At 44.0% G+C, this 16068-nt stretch carries 12 protein-coding genes; 7 read left to right on the top strand and 5 right to left on the bottom strand.

Going from position 1 to position 16068, the window contains the following annotated elements; genetic code table 11:
- Positions 1–67 precede the first annotated feature (67 nt).
- The gene (locus BMX05_RS04195) at positions 68–2755 is read right to left on the bottom strand and encodes a [protein-PII] uridylyltransferase (protein WP_093308720.1); all 2688 of its coding nucleotides are present in this window, start codon (positions 2753–2755) and stop codon (positions 68–70) included.
- A 132-nt stretch (positions 2756–2887) separates the two neighbouring features.
- Positions 2888–4432 (bottom strand): exopolyphosphatase, encoded by a 1545-nt coding sequence (gene ppx, locus BMX05_RS04190; protein WP_093308719.1) that lies wholly within the window; start codon positions 4430–4432, stop codon positions 2888–2890.
- Positions 4433–4917: 485 nt separating this feature from the next.
- Between ppx and trxA the strand changes: the two genes are divergently transcribed.
- The 5 genes from trxA to folM all read left to right on the top strand — a co-directional run bounded on the left by trxA (position 4918) and on the right by folM (position 10255).
- Positions 4918–5244 carry a thioredoxin TrxA gene (gene trxA / locus BMX05_RS04185; protein WP_093308718.1) on the top strand — a complete coding sequence of 109 codons (327 nt, stop codon included), beginning with the start codon at positions 4918–4920 and terminating at the stop codon, positions 5242–5244.
- A 581-nt stretch (positions 5245–5825) separates the two neighbouring features.
- Positions 5826–7085: a transcription termination factor Rho gene (gene rho, locus BMX05_RS04180; protein ID WP_093308717.1), complete on the top strand. Its 1260-nt coding sequence runs from the start codon at positions 5826–5828 to the stop codon at positions 7083–7085.
- A gap of 155 nt (positions 7086–7240) precedes the next feature.
- Positions 7241–8710 (top strand): 4-hydroxy-3-polyprenylbenzoate decarboxylase, encoded by a 1470-nt coding sequence (gene ubiD, locus BMX05_RS04175; RefSeq protein WP_093308716.1) that lies wholly within the window; start codon positions 7241–7243, stop codon positions 8708–8710.
- Positions 8711–8755: 45 nt separating this feature from the next.
- On the top strand, positions 8756–9490 hold the full coding sequence (locus BMX05_RS04170) for an NAD(P)H-flavin reductase (RefSeq protein ID WP_093308715.1): 735 nt from the start codon (positions 8756–8758) through the stop codon (positions 9488–9490).
- A 48-nt stretch (positions 9491–9538) separates the two neighbouring features.
- A complete protein-coding gene (gene folM / locus BMX05_RS04165) occupies positions 9539–10255 on the top strand; it encodes a dihydromonapterin reductase (RefSeq protein ID WP_093308714.1) in 717 nt (238 codons plus the stop codon).
- Here the strand turns inward: folM and BMX05_RS12865 are convergent.
- Positions 10252–12288, bottom strand: coding sequence for a methyl-accepting chemotaxis protein (locus BMX05_RS12865; RefSeq protein WP_093308713.1), 2037 nt, complete (start codon positions 12286–12288; stop codon positions 10252–10254). The two genes, folM and BMX05_RS12865, sit on opposite strands and share 4 nt — an antisense overlap.
- A gap of 240 nt (positions 12289–12528) precedes the next feature.
- Between BMX05_RS12865 and BMX05_RS04155 the strand changes: the two genes are divergently transcribed.
- A complete protein-coding gene (locus tag BMX05_RS04155) occupies positions 12529–13128 on the top strand; it encodes a CBS domain-containing protein (protein WP_093308712.1) in 600 nt (199 codons plus the stop codon).
- A 56-nt stretch (positions 13129–13184) separates the two neighbouring features.
- Here BMX05_RS04155 and BMX05_RS04150 read toward each other — a convergent pair whose 3' ends face one another.
- The gene (locus BMX05_RS04150) at positions 13185–14129 is read right to left on the bottom strand and encodes a sodium-dependent bicarbonate transport family permease (protein ID WP_093308711.1); all 945 of its coding nucleotides are present in this window, start codon (positions 14127–14129) and stop codon (positions 13185–13187) included.
- A gap of 134 nt (positions 14130–14263) precedes the next feature.
- Between BMX05_RS04150 and BMX05_RS04145 the strand changes: the two genes are divergently transcribed.
- Positions 14264–15214 (top strand): LysR family transcriptional regulator, encoded by a 951-nt coding sequence (locus BMX05_RS04145; RefSeq protein WP_093308710.1) that lies wholly within the window; start codon positions 14264–14266, stop codon positions 15212–15214.
- Here the strand turns inward: BMX05_RS04145 and BMX05_RS04140 are convergent, their stop codons facing one another.
- Positions 15215–15841 (bottom strand): LysE family translocator, encoded by a 627-nt coding sequence (locus tag BMX05_RS04140; protein ID WP_245710431.1) that lies wholly within the window; start codon positions 15839–15841, stop codon positions 15215–15217.
- Between the last annotated feature and the right edge of the window lie 227 nt (positions 15842–16068).

The raw sequence follows: 16068 nt of genomic DNA, 5'->3' as shown, positions 1-16068 counted from the left end.
CGTCAGTCAAAACAAAAAATAAGCTTATCCACAAGCAAGCACAGTGCCAACTTACATATCACCCGCGTTAGCGGCTCGCTTGTCGGTCGAGTTCAGCGCAAATATGGGCCTGTAAATTCTGGCACAGTTCAGGATCACTAATTGGGCTTTGGTCAGCATCGGTAATAAAAAAGATGTCTTCGACACGTTCCCCCAAAGTAGCAATTTTGGCGTTTTGTAGACTAATACCAAACTCCAAAAATAAACGTCCCAAACGTGCTAAAAGGCCGGGACGATCTGGGGTAATGACTTCAAGCACGGTTCTTTGATTACTTGGATCATTACTGATAGTCACTTGCGTCGGCAAAGTAAAATGCTTGAGCTGACGCGGTGTATGCCTTTGTACAATCACAGGATAATCTTCGGGATCATCCAATTCTTCAATCAAGCGTACGCGGATCTGTTGTAAACGCTCGGGATCACGAATCACACTGCCGTCTTGTTCCAGGACAATGTAGGTATCTAGGCTGTATTGATCGCAAGTGCTACTAATACGTGCATCATGAATACTTAAGTTTAATTGCTCCATAGCAGCCACGGTTGCTGCAAACAAATGGTCGACCGCGGGTGCATAAATAAAGACCTTGGTCCCGCCCTCACGCATATCATCGGTTGGAGCACTGATGAGCACTAAAGGGTCAGGGTTATCACCATGTTGTAAGATGCCTTGGGTATGCCAAGCGACTTCACTGGGCGAATCTTGTAAAAAATAATCATCGTCTAAGCGTTGCCATAACACAGCCACTTGGGCTTCATCTGCCCCTAAAGCACGCAAGATAGCTAAGGCTTCTTGCTGGGTTTCTTCGATCCATTCTTGTTTATCAATCGGATTTTCTAGGCCACGTCTTAGCGCACGTTTGGTTTCTGTGTACACCTGATGTAATAAAGCCGCGCGCCAACCATTCCATAAATTTGGGTTGGTCGCGTTAATATCTGCGACCGTCAGTACATATAAATAATCTAAATGTACCTGATCACGCATTTTGATGGCAAAGTCGCGAATCACTTCTGGATCAGAAATATCACGTTTTTGCGCGGTCATAGACATTAATAAATGATGCTCGACCAACCAGCAAACCAAGCGCGTATCTCGGCCAGATAAATGATGACGCTGACAAAAAGCTTGTGCATCTGCTGCTCCCAAGGTGGAGTGGTCACCACCGCGCCCTTTGCCAATATCATGATATAAACCAGCAATGTAAAGCAGCTCGATTTTAGGGAGTTGCATAATCACCTGGCTGGCTACTGGAAAACGCTCGTGCGCATCTGGAGTTTGAAATTCACGCAAAAATCTTAACAATTTTAACGTATGCGCATCTACAGTATAAATATGGAAAAGATCATGCTGCATCAAACCGATCACATGGCCAAATTCGGGTAAATATTTACCTAACACGCCATAACGAGTCATGCGTGATAACTGGCGTGCAACATCACCTTCTGAACGCAAGAGTTCCATAAACAGGCTGAGATTGCGTAAATCTTGCCGAAAGACTTCATCAATTAAATGACGATGATCGCGAATCGCGCGAATGGTACTCGCACGCACTCCTTGAATCTCAGGGTTTTGTGCCATCAGCAGAAAAATTTCTAGTAGCGCAAAGGGATGACGCTCAAAGACTTGGCTGTTATTGGCCTGAATATAACCGTTGCGAATACGGAAACGTTTATTGAGGGTGGTAATTTCTTCGCTATGTTGACCACTTAAAATGACCTCATCAAAGTGTTGCAATAACACATCATTGAGTTCAGCTAAGGACATGACCACACGATAATAACGCTTCATAAATTGCTCAACAGCAAGACGTTCATCATTATCACTATAACCAAAAAGTTCTGCTAATTGGCGTTGGTATTCAAATAATAATCGATCTTCAGAACGCCCAGATAACATATGTAATCCATAACGCACCTGCCATAAAAAGGCTTGTCCTTGGGTGAGAATTCTTAACTCAGTGTCACTAATAAAGTTGCGTTCGACTAAATCATCAAAGCTGGTAACCCCAAAATGACGTTTTGCCACCCAGCCAATCATTTGAATATCACGTAAGCCACCAGGGGAGCTTTTAATATTAGGTTCTAAATTATATTCACTATTATTAAATTTATAATGACGGCTAATTTGTTCTTGCCATTTGGCCTCAAAAAATGCATCGCTTGGCCACATATGTTCTTGCGCTAGGCTCGCGACCATACGTTGGCGGAGTTGATCACTACCAACGAGGGTGCGATTTTCTAATAAATTGGTGGCAACCGTGATATCTGCAGCGGCTTCACGGATACAATCTTGCAAAGATCGCACACTATGGCCAATATCTAAACGTATATCCCATAAAAAAGTAATAAAAGCGGAAATATGTTCCCGATAAGGCGTATCTTCTTCATCGCCTAATAAAATCAGCAAATCAATATCTGATTTGGGATGCAACTCACCACGACCATAGCCGCCGACAGCAATCAGGCTAATATGATCATCAGGCCAATCAAATAGATACCAAGCTGCCGCAAGTAATTGATCCATAAACCAAGCTCGGCCATGGATTAAATCACGGATATCTGCACCAGCACGAAAGCGCGCATCTAGACCTTGTTGGACTTGGGTCAGCGCGGCTTTAAAAAGAGGGATAGGCTGAGGCGCAGTTGCTAATGCCGTTCGGAAAGCTTCAAAATCAAAAAGTTGGAGATCAGGCGTGAAGCGATAACGCATCTGTGACATGGAGCAAACTCCGCAAACAAGCACTAGGTATCAAAAGAGAAGAAGAGGTTTCACTTTAGCGCACTTGCAGCATGAGCAAAAGGGGGCGAGCCAGACTTTTGTACACTCACTCGCCCTTGGGGTGTTTGATTGCTATTGATAGCTCAATTGCCAACCTACAGCCGTTAAATATTCAGCTTCTTGGGCAAGGTCTGCCTGTAGTAAAGGTTGATCTGCAAGCCATTCAGGGGGGAACTCTAAAATAATTTGTTCTGCTTGTACTTTAAGACGGAAATTACGAATCGGCGCTTCAGGGCGGGAGTGATTCAATAACACAGCCAAACGCAGCAAGATAGCAAGACGGGTGTATTGTGGCTGCAACCCTGGGTTAAGTTGACGAAAATCACTGAGCGGGAATTTACGTCTATGACCACGTACTAAAGCCGCTAAGGAGGCTTGCTGAGGTTTGGTAAAACCAGCAAGATCAGAATATTGCAACAAGTAAGCACCGTGTTTGTGGAACTGACTATGTGCAATCGCAAGGCCCATTTCATGGAGGCGCGCGGCCCAGCGGAGTTTTTGTTGCAAATGCGTGGGCGTTAATCCCCACACTTCGCGCACTTGTTGCAAGGCAAATTCTGCAGTGGCTTCAACATTGGCGGCTTGTAATTTGTCGATGGTGTAACGTTCCATCAAGGCTGCGACTGTGCGTTCGCGTACATCTTCATGATTATTGCGCCCGATTTGGTCATAGAGTAAGCCTTCGCGCAATGCTCCTTCCGAATAGAACATCTGTTGTAAATCAAAGGTGACAAAAACTGCTTGTAGTATTGCCAAACCGGCAGGTAAAACTGCTGCACGTTCTGGCTTTAAACCACCAAAATCTAAATCCTTGACATGTTTATATTTAAGAATCAGCTTGGTTAACTTGGCAAGGCCATCTGCGGTAATAGAGCCATCACCCCAACCTTGTTGTAATAATAACTGGGCAGCGGCTTTAATCGTGCCGGAAGCACCGACCGCTTGTTGCCAGCCCAACTTTTTAAACGGTTTGGCAATATTAAGGAGCTCACTTTGGGCAGCCACAACAGCGCGTTCAAAATTTTTCGCGTTGATTTGTTGATCAGGGAAGAAACGCTGCATATAGGAAACACAACCCATATGTAAGCTTTCTAGCTCAATAGGATCAAACTTAGCACCAATAATAAATTCTGTACTACCACCACCAATATCAACGACTAAACGCTGGCCGCCATTATCTGCAAGTGTGTGTGAAACCCCTAAATAAATCAGGCGTGCTTCTTCACGGCCGGCAATGATCTCAATACTTTGGCCCAAAATAGCTTCTGCTTGTGGCAAAAATTCGTGGCTATTGTGCGCAGCGCGTAGGGCATTGGTGCCGACAATACGGATATTGGAATTGGGAATCCCTTTAAGAAAAGGCGCAAAACGTTGTAAACAAGCGAGGGCACGTTCTTGTGCTTCAGGCGTCAGACAATGGTGCTCATCTAAACCTGCGGCGAGCTGCACCTTTTCTCCTAGGCGCTCCAAAACACGCAACTCCCCCTGTACAGCACGCGCCAACACCATATGAAAGCTGTTAGAACCTAGATCAATGGCGGCAAGGGGTGCATCTTCTAAGATGCCTTGGGGCGCTTCTTGTTCTGGTTGTTCGCTTGGCTCGTGACTTAGGGGCATACAAGTTTCCTCACATCATAGATCCGTGTTGATCAAGCCGGCCGGCTTGTGACGGATACTGGATTTTTTTAGCAGGCAGGTTAGATCATCGACTGAAAGTGTGGGTGTTACAAGTTAGCGAGCAATTATGACAAAAAAATGACTAAGATGCGCACTCAGTCCCATACTTTGTATCAAACTGGTAGTCGATATCGCGATCACGCCAAATGCTGCCATCTTGGTGTCATGGGTCGATTGTCGATGCGTTTTCTTCTTGAAGTTTGAGTATCTCACCTGACCTTAAAAGAAGCGCTCGAATAATTTTGCGCGGGAACCCCTGTCCTTTCAGGGCGGGTAGGACGTCAACTTTTGCAAACGAGAGACACATTTTGCTGGTTGTCAGCTTTGCTAAGACTCCTCTAGAATGCCAGCAAGTACCACGCTTTTTCTCTGTAAAAAATGTTATATTAGTTGTTTTATACAATTAGCCTTTGGAGTAAATCCCCATGAGTGACGCCATCTATACCGTGACTGATGCTTCCTTTGAAGAAGACGTATTGCAAAGCGATATGCCTGTGTTGGTGGATTATTGGGCAGAGTGGTGTGGCCCTTGTAAAATGATTGCACCTGTTTTGGAAGATATCGCCAAAGAGTATGCGGGCAAGTTGAAAGTGTGCAAGCTCAATATTGATGAGAATAGCGATACCCCGCCTAAATTTGGTATTCGTGGTATCCCCACTTTGATGTTATTTAAAGATGGCACAGTGGAGGCAACTAAAGTGGGTGCTTTATCTAAGTCTCAGCTCGTGGCTTTTTTGGATGCTAGCCTTTAATCTATGCGCTGTTGCGTTTGTAAGCTCCCTCCTCCATTAAAGGTGAGGGAGTCTTAATGGCAGGGATGCCAGTTGCAATACGTATTAAATTCGGTTATCTTCGAATGCAATCAAATTCAAGGCCTACGTTTAGCCAGCCCTAAAGTGATACCCGATCTCCCTCTGGCTCGTACAGGCCTTCCAAGTTTTCCTGTCTACAGGCTAACTAGGATTATTTAGGGTACTTTAATTAAGTTGTAGCCGTACACTCACAGAGTCACAGTTCCCGCTTATATCAAAGACAGGCAAGCGACCTGGCTTTGGAATATAATCTAGTGATGTTCTAAACAAGACTAGAAGTTTTGTAGACAAAGAACACCAGCATATATATTGTCGGTCGCTTATCCCAGCCGCTGCAGTGTAAACTCTAAGCTGTGTGGATCCTAGTTGTGGCGTTACGCTGTCATTGCATTATAGACGCTTGCTGTTACCCCTTGTGTGTTTAAGGATGTTAAGTTTCTATGGATACATGTCCCGCCACTACCCAATCCAATGTGCCGATACGCCATCAACTCGAGCAATAATAATCACTCTTTGCACTCATGAATCTTACCGAACTCAAGCAAAAGACAGTCCAAGAACTGCTGGATATCGCCCATGAAATGGGGATCGACAATCTCGCCCGCTCACGCAAACAAGATATTATTTTCACCATACTGAAAAAACATGCTAAAAGTGGTGAAGATATTTATGGCGATGGTGTCCTAGAAATTTTACAAGATGGTTTCGGCTTTTTACGTTCTGCTGATTCATCTTATCTTGCCGGCCCAGATGATATTTATGTTTCCCCCAGTCAAATACGGCGATTTAATTTACGTAAGGGGGATACGATTTCAGGCAAAATTCGCCCGCCTAAAGAAGGGGAACGCTATTTTGCGTTATTGAAAGTTAACGAAATTAACTTTGATAAACCTGAAAACGCCAAACATAAAATTTTATTTGAAAACCTCACCCCTTTATTTCCCCAATCCCGCTTATATATGGAAGTCGGCAATGGTTCCAGCGAAGATTTAACCGCGCGTGTCATTGATCTTGTTTCCCCTATTGGTAAAGGCCAACGTGGCTTGATTGTTTCCCCGCCAAAAGCGGGTAAAACTTTAATGTTACAAAATATCGCTAATTCGATTACACGTAACAATCCTGAATGTCATTTAATTGTTTTATTAATTGATGAACGCCCCGAAGAAGTGACCGAAATGCAGCGTACCGTACGTGGCGAAGTGGTTGCTTCTACCTTTGATGAGCCACCGGCTCGCCATGTGCAAGTGGCTGAAATGGTCATTGAAAAAGCCAAGCGTTTGGTGGAGCACAAAAAAGACGTTGTCATTCTACTTGATTCTATTACCCGCTTAGCACGTGCTTATAACACAGTGCAACCTTCCTCTGGTAAAGTCCTGACAGGGGGTGTTGATGCCCATGCATTAGAAAAACCGAAACGTTTTTTTGGTGCCGCTCGTAATATCGAGTTTGGTGGGTCTTTGACAATTGTTGCCACAGCCTTAGTCGATACGGGCTCTAAAATGGATGAAGTCATCTACGAAGAGTTCAAAGGCACAGGCAATATGGAAGTGCATTTAGATCGTAAGATCGCAGAAAAACGTGTTTATCCTGCCATCAATATCCGCCGTTCTGGCACTCGACGTGAAGACTTACTCGCCACTGAAGAAGAGCTGCAAAAAATGTGGATTTTGCGCAAGCTGCTCAACCCAATGGAAGATGTGGCCGCAACGGAATTTTTAGTTGAGCGTCTAAAGGATACCAAAACCAATGATGAATTTTTTGAAGCGATGAAACGCAAATAATTCAGTATTTTTGCGTTACCCAAGCAGGGGGCAGGCACAGGCTTGCCCTTGCGCATTTTTGTCATCATCAAAATCCACATAAGGTTTAAGGTTTTATCCGACTCAATTACTCAAGTATCTAGCCGCGTGCCTGATCCTTTTAGGGGACTTTCTACATGCAATATAAGGACTTACGGGATTTTATCCAGCAACTCGAAGCCCAAGGTGAACTTAAACGTATTCACCAGCCGATTGATCCTTATTTGGAAATGACAGAAATTTGTGATCGTACCTTAAGGGCAGGCGGGCCTGCGCTCTTGTTTGAAAATCCTAAAGGTCACCATGTCCCTGTCCTAGCCAATTTATTTGGTACTCCTAAACGGGTAGCTATGGGTATGGGGCAAACCCAAGTCGAATCCCTGCGTGAAGTCGGGCGTTTATTAGCTTTTTTAAAAGAGCCAGATCCCCCCAAGGGTATGCGTGATGCTTGGGAAAAGTTGCCTATTTTTAAGCAAGTGCTAGCAATGGCCCCCAAAGAAATTAAACAGGCACCTTGTCAGCAGGTCGTGTTAGAGGGGGATGCAGTTGATTTAAGCCAATGGCCGATTATGCATTGCTGGCCGGAAGATGCCGCACCTTTAATTACTTGGCCTTTAGTGATTACCAAAGGACCGCATGCAAAACGGCAAAATCTAGGGATTTATCGCCAGCAGGTCATTGGTAAAAACCGTTTAATTATGCGTTGGTTATCGCACCGTGGTGGGGCTTTAGATTTCCAGGCGTGGCAACAAGCCCATCCGAATACCCCTTTTCCTGTAGCAGTGGCTTTAGGTGCAGATCCAGCCACCATTTTAGGTGCTGTTACCCCAGTGCCAGATACCTTATCTGAATACGCCTTTGCAGGTTTATTACGTGGTAGTCGTACTCAGGTGACCCCTTGTTTAGGTTCAGATTTACAAGTGCCTGCCAGTGCGGAAATCGTATTGGAAGGCCATATTTACCCACAGGATATGGCCCCTGAAGGTCCTTTTGGTGATCACACAGGTTATTATAATGAAGTGGATCACTTCCCAGTTTTTACTGTGGAACGTATCACGCACAGACAAAATCCCATTTATCACAGTACTTATACTGGACGTCCCCCTGATGAACCTGCAATTTTAGGTGTGGCGTTAAATGAGGTATTTGTGCCTATCTTGCAAAAACAATTTCCTGAAATTGTTGATTTCTATTTACCACCGGAAGGCTGTTCTTATCGGATGGCAGTGGTGACCATCAAAAAGCAATACCCAGGGCATGCCAAACGCGTCATGCTGGGGGTATGGAGCTTTTTACGCCAGTTTATGTATACCAAGTTTGTGATTGTCACCGATGAGGATATTAATGCGCGTGATTGGCAAGATGTGATTTGGGCGCTGACCACGCGTATGGATCCACAACGCGATACCGTCATGATTGATAATACCCCCATTGATTATTTGGATTTTGCCTCCCCTGTTTCTGGTTTAGGTTCCAAAATGGGCTTGGATGCGACGCATAAATGGCCGGGAGAAACCCAACGTGAATGGGGGCGTGCCATCGCCATGGACGCAAAAATTAAACAAAAAATTGATGCTCTCTGGCCAGATTTAGGCATAGAAAGCTAAAAACTCATCTTCCCTAGAACAGACCCTTACCAAGGAGCCGCAAACGTGGAAACTTTGACTTTAGAGGTGCAAGAGGTACAAGACCTCACCGCCAATGTATACCGTGTACGCCTTGATGCCCCAGAAGGTACCAAACTGGTGTATGATGCAGGCCAGTATTTAGAAATTGTCTTGCCAACGGGTGAAACCCCAGCCTTTTCAATTGCGAGTGCTTGTGATGGTAAAAGTCTAGAATTGCATATCCAATATTTACCAGAACGGGAAAACTCCAAAGCCTTGCTTGCTTTGCTGCAATCTGGCGAGCCTGTACAAGTCAATATCCCCAAAGGCGATTGTATCTTGCGCCCAACTGAGCAAGATCATTTATTACTTATTGCCGCAGGTACTGGCTTTTCACAAATGAAGGCCATGCTAGAGCATGCTTTTGCTAATCCAACACAATATGCTAATAAAATCACTTTATACTGGGCAGCGCGTAGCAGTGGTGGCCACTATTTAGAAGAACTGGTTAAAACTTGGGACGCACAGTACGCTAATTTTGAAGCCGTCATTTTAGCTGAACAAGTGGATACCACTTGGAGTGGTCGCAAAGGGCATGTTGTGGATGCTCTGTTAGCAGATCATACGGATTTTAGTGATTGCGAAGTGTATGTGAGTGGTTCACCCGGTATGGTATACGCCGTACAAGATGCCCTCGAAGCGCGCGAGCTATTCCACGACCGCATTCATTCTGATGTATTTGCCTATGCGCCGCGTACAGAGCTTAAAGAGCTAAAATAAGCCGACCGCCCAGATGCTGGGATATAGAACATTTTGCAGGAGAAATTGATGGGTAGCCGTTCGCCGATTTTGATTACCGGAGGTGCACAACGTTTGGGTTTATATTGCGCACGCCGTTTACATCATGCCGGCTACCCAGTCATTATTAGCTATCGTACACATCGGCCTTTAATTGAAGAATTAGAGCATTTAGGCATACGCACTTTGCATGCAGATTTTTCTACCAGTCAAGGGATTTTAGACTTTATTAACCGTCTACAAATGATTACAGATAGCCTAAGAGGCATTGTGCATAATGCCTCGACTTGGAGTAAAGATACCCTAGGGATGGCTGCAATTGATAACTTTGAAGCCTTATTTAGAGTGCATATGCTAGCACCTTATTTAATCAATATGCACTGCCATGATTTGTTGTTAAAATCACCTGATCCCCATAAAGATATTGTCCATATGACAGATTATGTCGTGCAAAAAGGTTCCAAAAAACATGCGGCTTATGCAGCAACCAAAGCAGGATTAGATAATCTCACACGTTCTTTTGCTGCACTTTATGCACCAGATATTCAAGTGAATGCAATTGCACCGGCTTTAATTAAGTTCAATGATGATGACGATGAAAATTATAAAATGCAGGCACTTAAAAAATCCGCTATGCAAATTGAGCCGGGCGAAGAAGTCATTGTACAAAGTTTACTTTTTTTACTAGAAAATCATTATATTACCGGCGCAACCTTACCTATGGATGGCGGCCGGCATCTGATTTAAATAGCGTTTTGTTGGGATTCCAGCCGATCAATCAATTGAATTTCTCTCCCTACTGCATCCACTTGCTGATTGACTTGGTTAACCTCAGTTAATACTTCCTGTACCTGTGCTAAATTGCGTGCATTTTCGCTTAATAATCCAGTAATTAGGTTTTCTGCCTGTGCATACTGATTTTCGACTTGCTCAATACCTGCTTCACTGCCGCTTAATTGCTCACTAATACGGCCTACACTTTGAGTCAGGCGTTGGATAGAATCACTGGTCTGATTTAAAGAAGCCTGCACATGGCTTGCTAACGTACGGACTTCATCGGCAACCACTGCAAAACCTCGCCCCTGCTCACCAGCGCGTGCCGCTTCAATCGCTGCATTTAAGGCCAATAAATTGGTTTTTTCCGCAATGCCTGCAATAGTAGCCATAATCGTTTCGATTTGCTGAGCATTTTTGGGTAAGTCCGCAAATTCACTTTGCAAACCGCGCTGATTTTGTAACTGATGTGCTAACTCTTGGTGTAACTGCGCAAAATTTTCCTGCATTTGCTGAATTTCGGCATTCAGTGATTGCTTGCTCGCGAGTAATGCATGAAATTGATCCAAAAGACGCAAAATATGCGGTTGATACTCATGCATTTGCGTCACTAACCCTTCGCGTAGGCGGGCCAATAATTGCCAGCGGTTTAACTCTCTTTGTTTAAAATATAGCTGGCAAGACGCATAATGAATTGGAAATTTCCGCATAAATTCATCATGGAATTGGGTATTTTCTGGTACAGAAAAGAAAAATAAAGCAGACAGAGTTTCGTTAATATTAATGCCTAATAATTCACCGAAAGAGCTATAACCTATGACAGGGATATTAGCCATTTCTGTGATCTGATTTAAGCTGGTCGCATTATTTAAACGTCTTAAAATACAATCATTTAAAATTCCAGCAATTGCTTGTGCTTCACCTTTATCACGTAAAAAATGCTGGAGGGCTTGTTGGGTACTTTGTGCCATGCTTGTTCGCTCCAGTAAGAATAGCTCATCACCAAAGCTTAAATCACAATAAAAATAAAGGGCGCCTTCTTCAAGATTAATTTGTGCAACTGAGCGTGCATACACTTGCTGCTCAATCTGAATACCAAAAGTGTAATTTTGCAGTTTTTGCGCTAGCTCCTGTGCGCGACAGCCCAATAAATGACACACAGCATCAATAATATTTTGTGGCTCTTTTTGCCCTGTTAATATCACTTGGGAAACACGCCGTCGTGCTGGGCTGGCCTCAACCACATGCATTTTTAATGAGGTTGGACGAAAATTTTCGGTTTTTAATACCCCCATTCGGTAGCCAGGTTTGAGCTTGATTAGCACAAAAAGCGCACTTTGGCTGAAGATTTTTCCCTGATAATACATTTGGGTTTTATCAAAATTAAGCGAGCCACCTGCAGAACCACCAATCAGTAAACAAGGAAATACTTTGCTGCGATACACGGCCTCCATCACAAAATTTTCACTATGAGATAAACCATCAATAAAGGTCAATGCGACTGAATCTGTGGCATCGAGAGCAAAAGGAGGGCGTATGCTGTGCTGCAAACTTTGGCTTAATGCTTGTACCCGTGCTTCATGAAAAACTTCTGGTTGTCCACGTAAAATATCCTCATTTTTTAGGCCCATAGTCTGGATAGATAAACCCGCTAACATGGCTTGTGAATAAAATTGAAAAACCAAAGGTTTTTCAGCTTCTTTACAATATAAGGATGTACTGGTCTGTCCTTGATGATACAAGTTACCTGCACTAGAAATTAATACAATCTGTGCATATTGTCCGAGTTGAGACTCACAAATTCGGCTTGCTGCTTGCATATCAATTTGAGGTTCTACAAAACCCAATAATAGTTGACGTGATTTGGCTGATGAGTCGGTGATATAAGGGGCTAACGCTTCTGTAAGTACTTGAGTTAGTGTCTGTAAATTGGCACTAAAGGTGATGCAGGCGGCCTCCTGCGCCTGATGCTTGACCGCATTTTTATTCCAGAAATTCCAACCCATAAGGCATATACCTATATGAAAACTTATTTAAATAAAGGCAAAGAACAAGAAGGCCATCAAAGTCTGCTTGTTTAAGGTGTTTAAGCTTATACAAAAGCTTGTTAAACACCATAAGAAATTTTTGTAAAAAGTGCTATCCAAAAAACATCTTTGGACGTATTCTCAAACCTAATGGACTCCTTGTTGGCCGTGCTGTGAAGGCACAAATAATAAAAATAATCCTTTTTAGGAGATATCCACATGAGCTCGTATCATGCCCTCAATAGCATTCATCTTGCTGATATTGCACGCTTACAATTACCCGCAGTGCGCTCCCACACTCTGACTTTAGCCAGTCCCGCAATGGATGTGGTCACTGATTTTACCCAGATTCGTCCACAAACCTTGCCAGAAACTGCCTCCATTGATGATGCCCTCAATATTATGAAGCAAAGTGGTGTACGCCTTTTGCTGGTACTGAATACACAGGGGGAATTTAGTGGTGTGGTCAGTGCGCTTGATTTAGGAAGTAATAAGGTCACACAAATCGTGCATCACCAAGGTGTGACACGTCAGGAAATCACCGTCAAGCAAGTGATGGCGCCTAAGCATGATTTGCATGGTTTGGGACATGCACGTTTGCAGCAAGCCAGTGTGGGCGACGTTGTCGAAACCTTGAAGGAATCAGGGGATCAGCATACTTTAGTCGTGGATCGCAATCCTGAAGGTGAGTTGGTTATTCGAGGGATTATTTCTGCAGCGGATGTCTCTCGTGCTTTGGGCTTTGATTTACCCATTGCGCCTGAAGCACGTTCTTTTGCTTCTATCTGTACTCTCATTCTTAATAAACAAGCGATTTAATTCTCTTAAATTGGGTTGCCCAGCCGCAACCCAACCGATTCATGCTTAATTATTAATTAAAGCATCCACGCGTGAATCCAAGCATCATATAAAGGGATGCCAATCATCACGTTAAAAGGAAAGGTGAAACCAAGCGAGGCCAGCATGGCTAAACCTATGTCTGCTTCTGGAATCGCGGCACGAATCGCTGCAGGGGCTGCAATATAAGAAGCACTTGCAGTTAAGGTTGCTAAAATTAAAGCGCTGCCTGCAGGTAAAGCGAGTACCGCCGCCGCCAGCATCCCTAAGCTTGCCAAGGCTAAAGGCGCCAATACCGCAAAGATGAATAAACGCCAATGCGCTTTCGGTAATGGACGTAAGGTTTCTGCTGCTGTTAAGCCCATTTCTAATAAAAAGATCGCTAATATGGCTTTAAAAGCGCCAATAAATAAGGTGGTCACTTCTGATCCCTGTAAGGGCCCATACATATAGCCAATGATGACACCGCCGGCGAGCAAAACCACCCCACGATTAGTGAAGGTCTCGTGCAATAAATCCAGTTTGGTCACTTGCGTTTGTGTTGGCGCGGCATAACGTCGATAAAGCGCTAAGCCAACCATAATGGCAGGTAACTCCAGCAGGACAAGATACAAGGTCGTTTCTGGTCCTAATACTAAATTTTGCGTATGTGCATAAGCTAAAGCAACAGCAAAAGTGCCTGCACTGACAGAACCATAATGAGCACAAATACTCGCGCTATCGGCAATCGAAAGCCGCAAGATCGATTTGGCTAACGGAAAAATTAATAAAGGAATCACTGCACCCAAAGCCGCGACTAATAGCAATTCGGGGACTAGGCTCCAGGTTAAATTACCATGTAAGCCCATACCGCCTTTTAGCCCGATGGTGAGCATGAGTAAAAGACTTAAGGTGTCATAAGCGGCTTTGGGGATGCTTAAATCGGATTTTAATAATCCTGCCACCAAGCCCAACACAAAAAACATCACCACAATATCAGGCATTTTGGCCTACCTCCTCTCAGCTGACTTCGATCAAGTGTGAGCATTGTGCGCCTGCATTATCTAAGTGACTAATTAAATCTTATGGCTTAAGCTATAGATCATTTTCTATATAAGTAAAAATTAAAGTAACTTGTATGCAGGTTCGTCATCTCACCTTTCGTTTATTAGAAGTCTATATTGCCTTGGTGCGCCAAGGCTCAGTGACAGGGGCTGCGCGTCAGTTGCACTTAACACAACCGACGGTATCCCAACAACTAAAACGCCTGACAGAAAGTGTTGGGGAACCCTTATTGGTGCAGCAACAAGGACGTTTACAACCAACACAAGCAGGTGCAGAACTTTACCGTACCGCTTTGGATGTCCTTGGGCGTTTTGAAGATTTCCAAGAATATTTAGGTGAGTTAAGAGGTGGGTTAAAAGGACGCTTTAGTCTGGCTTTGGTGAATACTGCTCAGTATGTATTACCACGCTTGTTGGGGCCTTTTCGGCAGGCGTATCCTGAGGTGGACTTCACACTGCATATTGCCAATCGCCAGCAAATTATGCAGCGCTTAGAAAAACAACTAGATGATATTTATGTGTTTAGCCATCCGCCAAATGTACCTCAAATTGAAAGTGCCCCTTTTCTTAATAATCCTCTAGTGATGATTGCCCCCAGTACTCATGCACGCGCGCAGGACAGCCAGATTGGCATTCGTGCGTTGTTAAACGAAAATTTTTTACTGAGGGAACCTGGCTCAGCAACGCGGATGCTCTTTGATAGCTGGTTGCATGGCCAAGGGGTACAAATTGCGCAAGTCTTACAAATGGCCAGCAATGAAGCCATTCGGGTTGGTGTGGCTGCAGGTTTAGGGATTGCGGTTGTCTCTCGGCATGTCTTGCCACCTGTACATCCAGATATTCAAGTCTTGGATGTACAGGGGTTACCGATTCAAAGTCATTGGCATTTTGTGATTCGTCGTGATCGACGTTTGCCTTATGCTGCCAGTGGTTTTTTGCAATTTATAGCAACTTGGATTCAAACCCATGCAGATCCCCAATTAGGTACTGGTTTAAATCAGTTATGGCAAAAGGCCATGCCTTGATTAAGCTAAAATCATCAGCACACAAGAGGCGGTTAATGCGCCCATACTCCAGTTAAAGCATTGCCAATGGCGTGCGCTTTTCAAAATGCGTCCAATGGCTACTCCAAAACCTGCCCAAATCGAAATAGACGGTAAATTCACTAAACTACAAATTAAACCGACCCAAAGTGCAGAAACTAAATACGCATCCCCTACCGCGGTAAATCCGGTCACCGCAGCAATGGCCATTAACCAAGCTTTCGGGTTGGCAAACTGGAAGGCAGCCGCTTGCATAAAATTAAAAGGACGCCCTACTGGTACACCTTGAGGATCTGGTGCAGGCGCGTTGGCAATCTTCCATGCCAGCCATAAAAGGTACACACTGCCAAGGATTTTTAACCCTGTATGTGCTTGCGGCCATTGGGTAAAAATTGCGCCTAAACCTAAAGCCACACTGGCTAATAATAGAAAAAAGCCAACCGAAATCCCTAACATATGCGGTACGGTACGCTTAAAACCATAATTGGCCCCAGAGGCAGTCAGCATTAAATTATTGGGGCCAGGGGTCGCAGACATGCTAAAAGCGAACAAAATTAACGGTAAATAGAAATCTTGCCATGTATATAAAGGCAACTCTAAATTCAACACAGGATCCTCCTTAAGCAAAAGATAAGAAAAAAGCATGGCTGTATGGACAAAACCTTGTATGCTTAAAAATATTGTATGCTTACATTTAAGCACTTCTGTTTTGCTAATCATGTTAGCTTCTAGTTTGGGCTAGCGTGGATCACCTAGTTTGCTATGTGTGATAGCTTGAGTAGATTAAGCCCATACAATCAACGCAATTTTACGCACAATGCGCGCTTTGTATTGCT

Source organism: Allopseudospirillum japonicum, assembly GCF_900108915.1.
In the GTDB taxonomy this organism is placed as follows: Bacteria; Pseudomonadota; Gammaproteobacteria; order Pseudomonadales; family Halomonadaceae; genus Pseudospirillum; species Pseudospirillum japonicum.
This window is presented reverse-complemented; position numbering and strand designations above follow the sequence as displayed.

Excerpts from the sequence above, each read along its gene's own strand:
- BMX05_RS04145 (WP_093308710.1), top strand. The coding sequence starts at position 14,264 with ATGCAGGTTCGTCATCTCACCTTTCGTTTATTAGAAGTCTATATTGCC.
- ppx (WP_093308719.1), bottom strand. The coding sequence starts at position 4,432 with ATGCCCCTAAGTCACGAGCCAAGCGAACAACCAGAACAAGAAGCGCCC.
- BMX05_RS04155 (WP_093308712.1), top strand. The coding sequence starts at position 12,529 with ATGAGCTCGTATCATGCCCTCAATAGCATTCATCTTGCTGATATTGCA.
- ubiD (WP_093308716.1), top strand. The coding sequence starts at position 7,241 with ATGCAATATAAGGACTTACGGGATTTTATCCAGCAACTCGAAGCCCAA.
- BMX05_RS04195 (WP_093308720.1), bottom strand. The coding sequence starts at position 2,755 with ATGTCACAGATGCGTTATCGCTTCACGCCTGATCTCCAACTTTTTGAT.
- rho (WP_093308717.1), top strand. The coding sequence starts at position 5,826 with ATGAATCTTACCGAACTCAAGCAAAAGACAGTCCAAGAACTGCTGGAT.
- trxA (WP_093308718.1), top strand. The coding sequence starts at position 4,918 with ATGAGTGACGCCATCTATACCGTGACTGATGCTTCCTTTGAAGAAGAC.
- BMX05_RS12865 (WP_093308713.1), bottom strand. The coding sequence starts at position 12,288 with ATGGGTTGGAATTTCTGGAATAAAAATGCGGTCAAGCATCAGGCGCAG.
- BMX05_RS04150 (WP_093308711.1), bottom strand. The coding sequence starts at position 14,129 with ATGCCTGATATTGTGGTGATGTTTTTTGTGTTGGGCTTGGTGGCAGGA.
- folM (WP_093308714.1), top strand. The coding sequence starts at position 9,539 with ATGGGTAGCCGTTCGCCGATTTTGATTACCGGAGGTGCACAACGTTTG.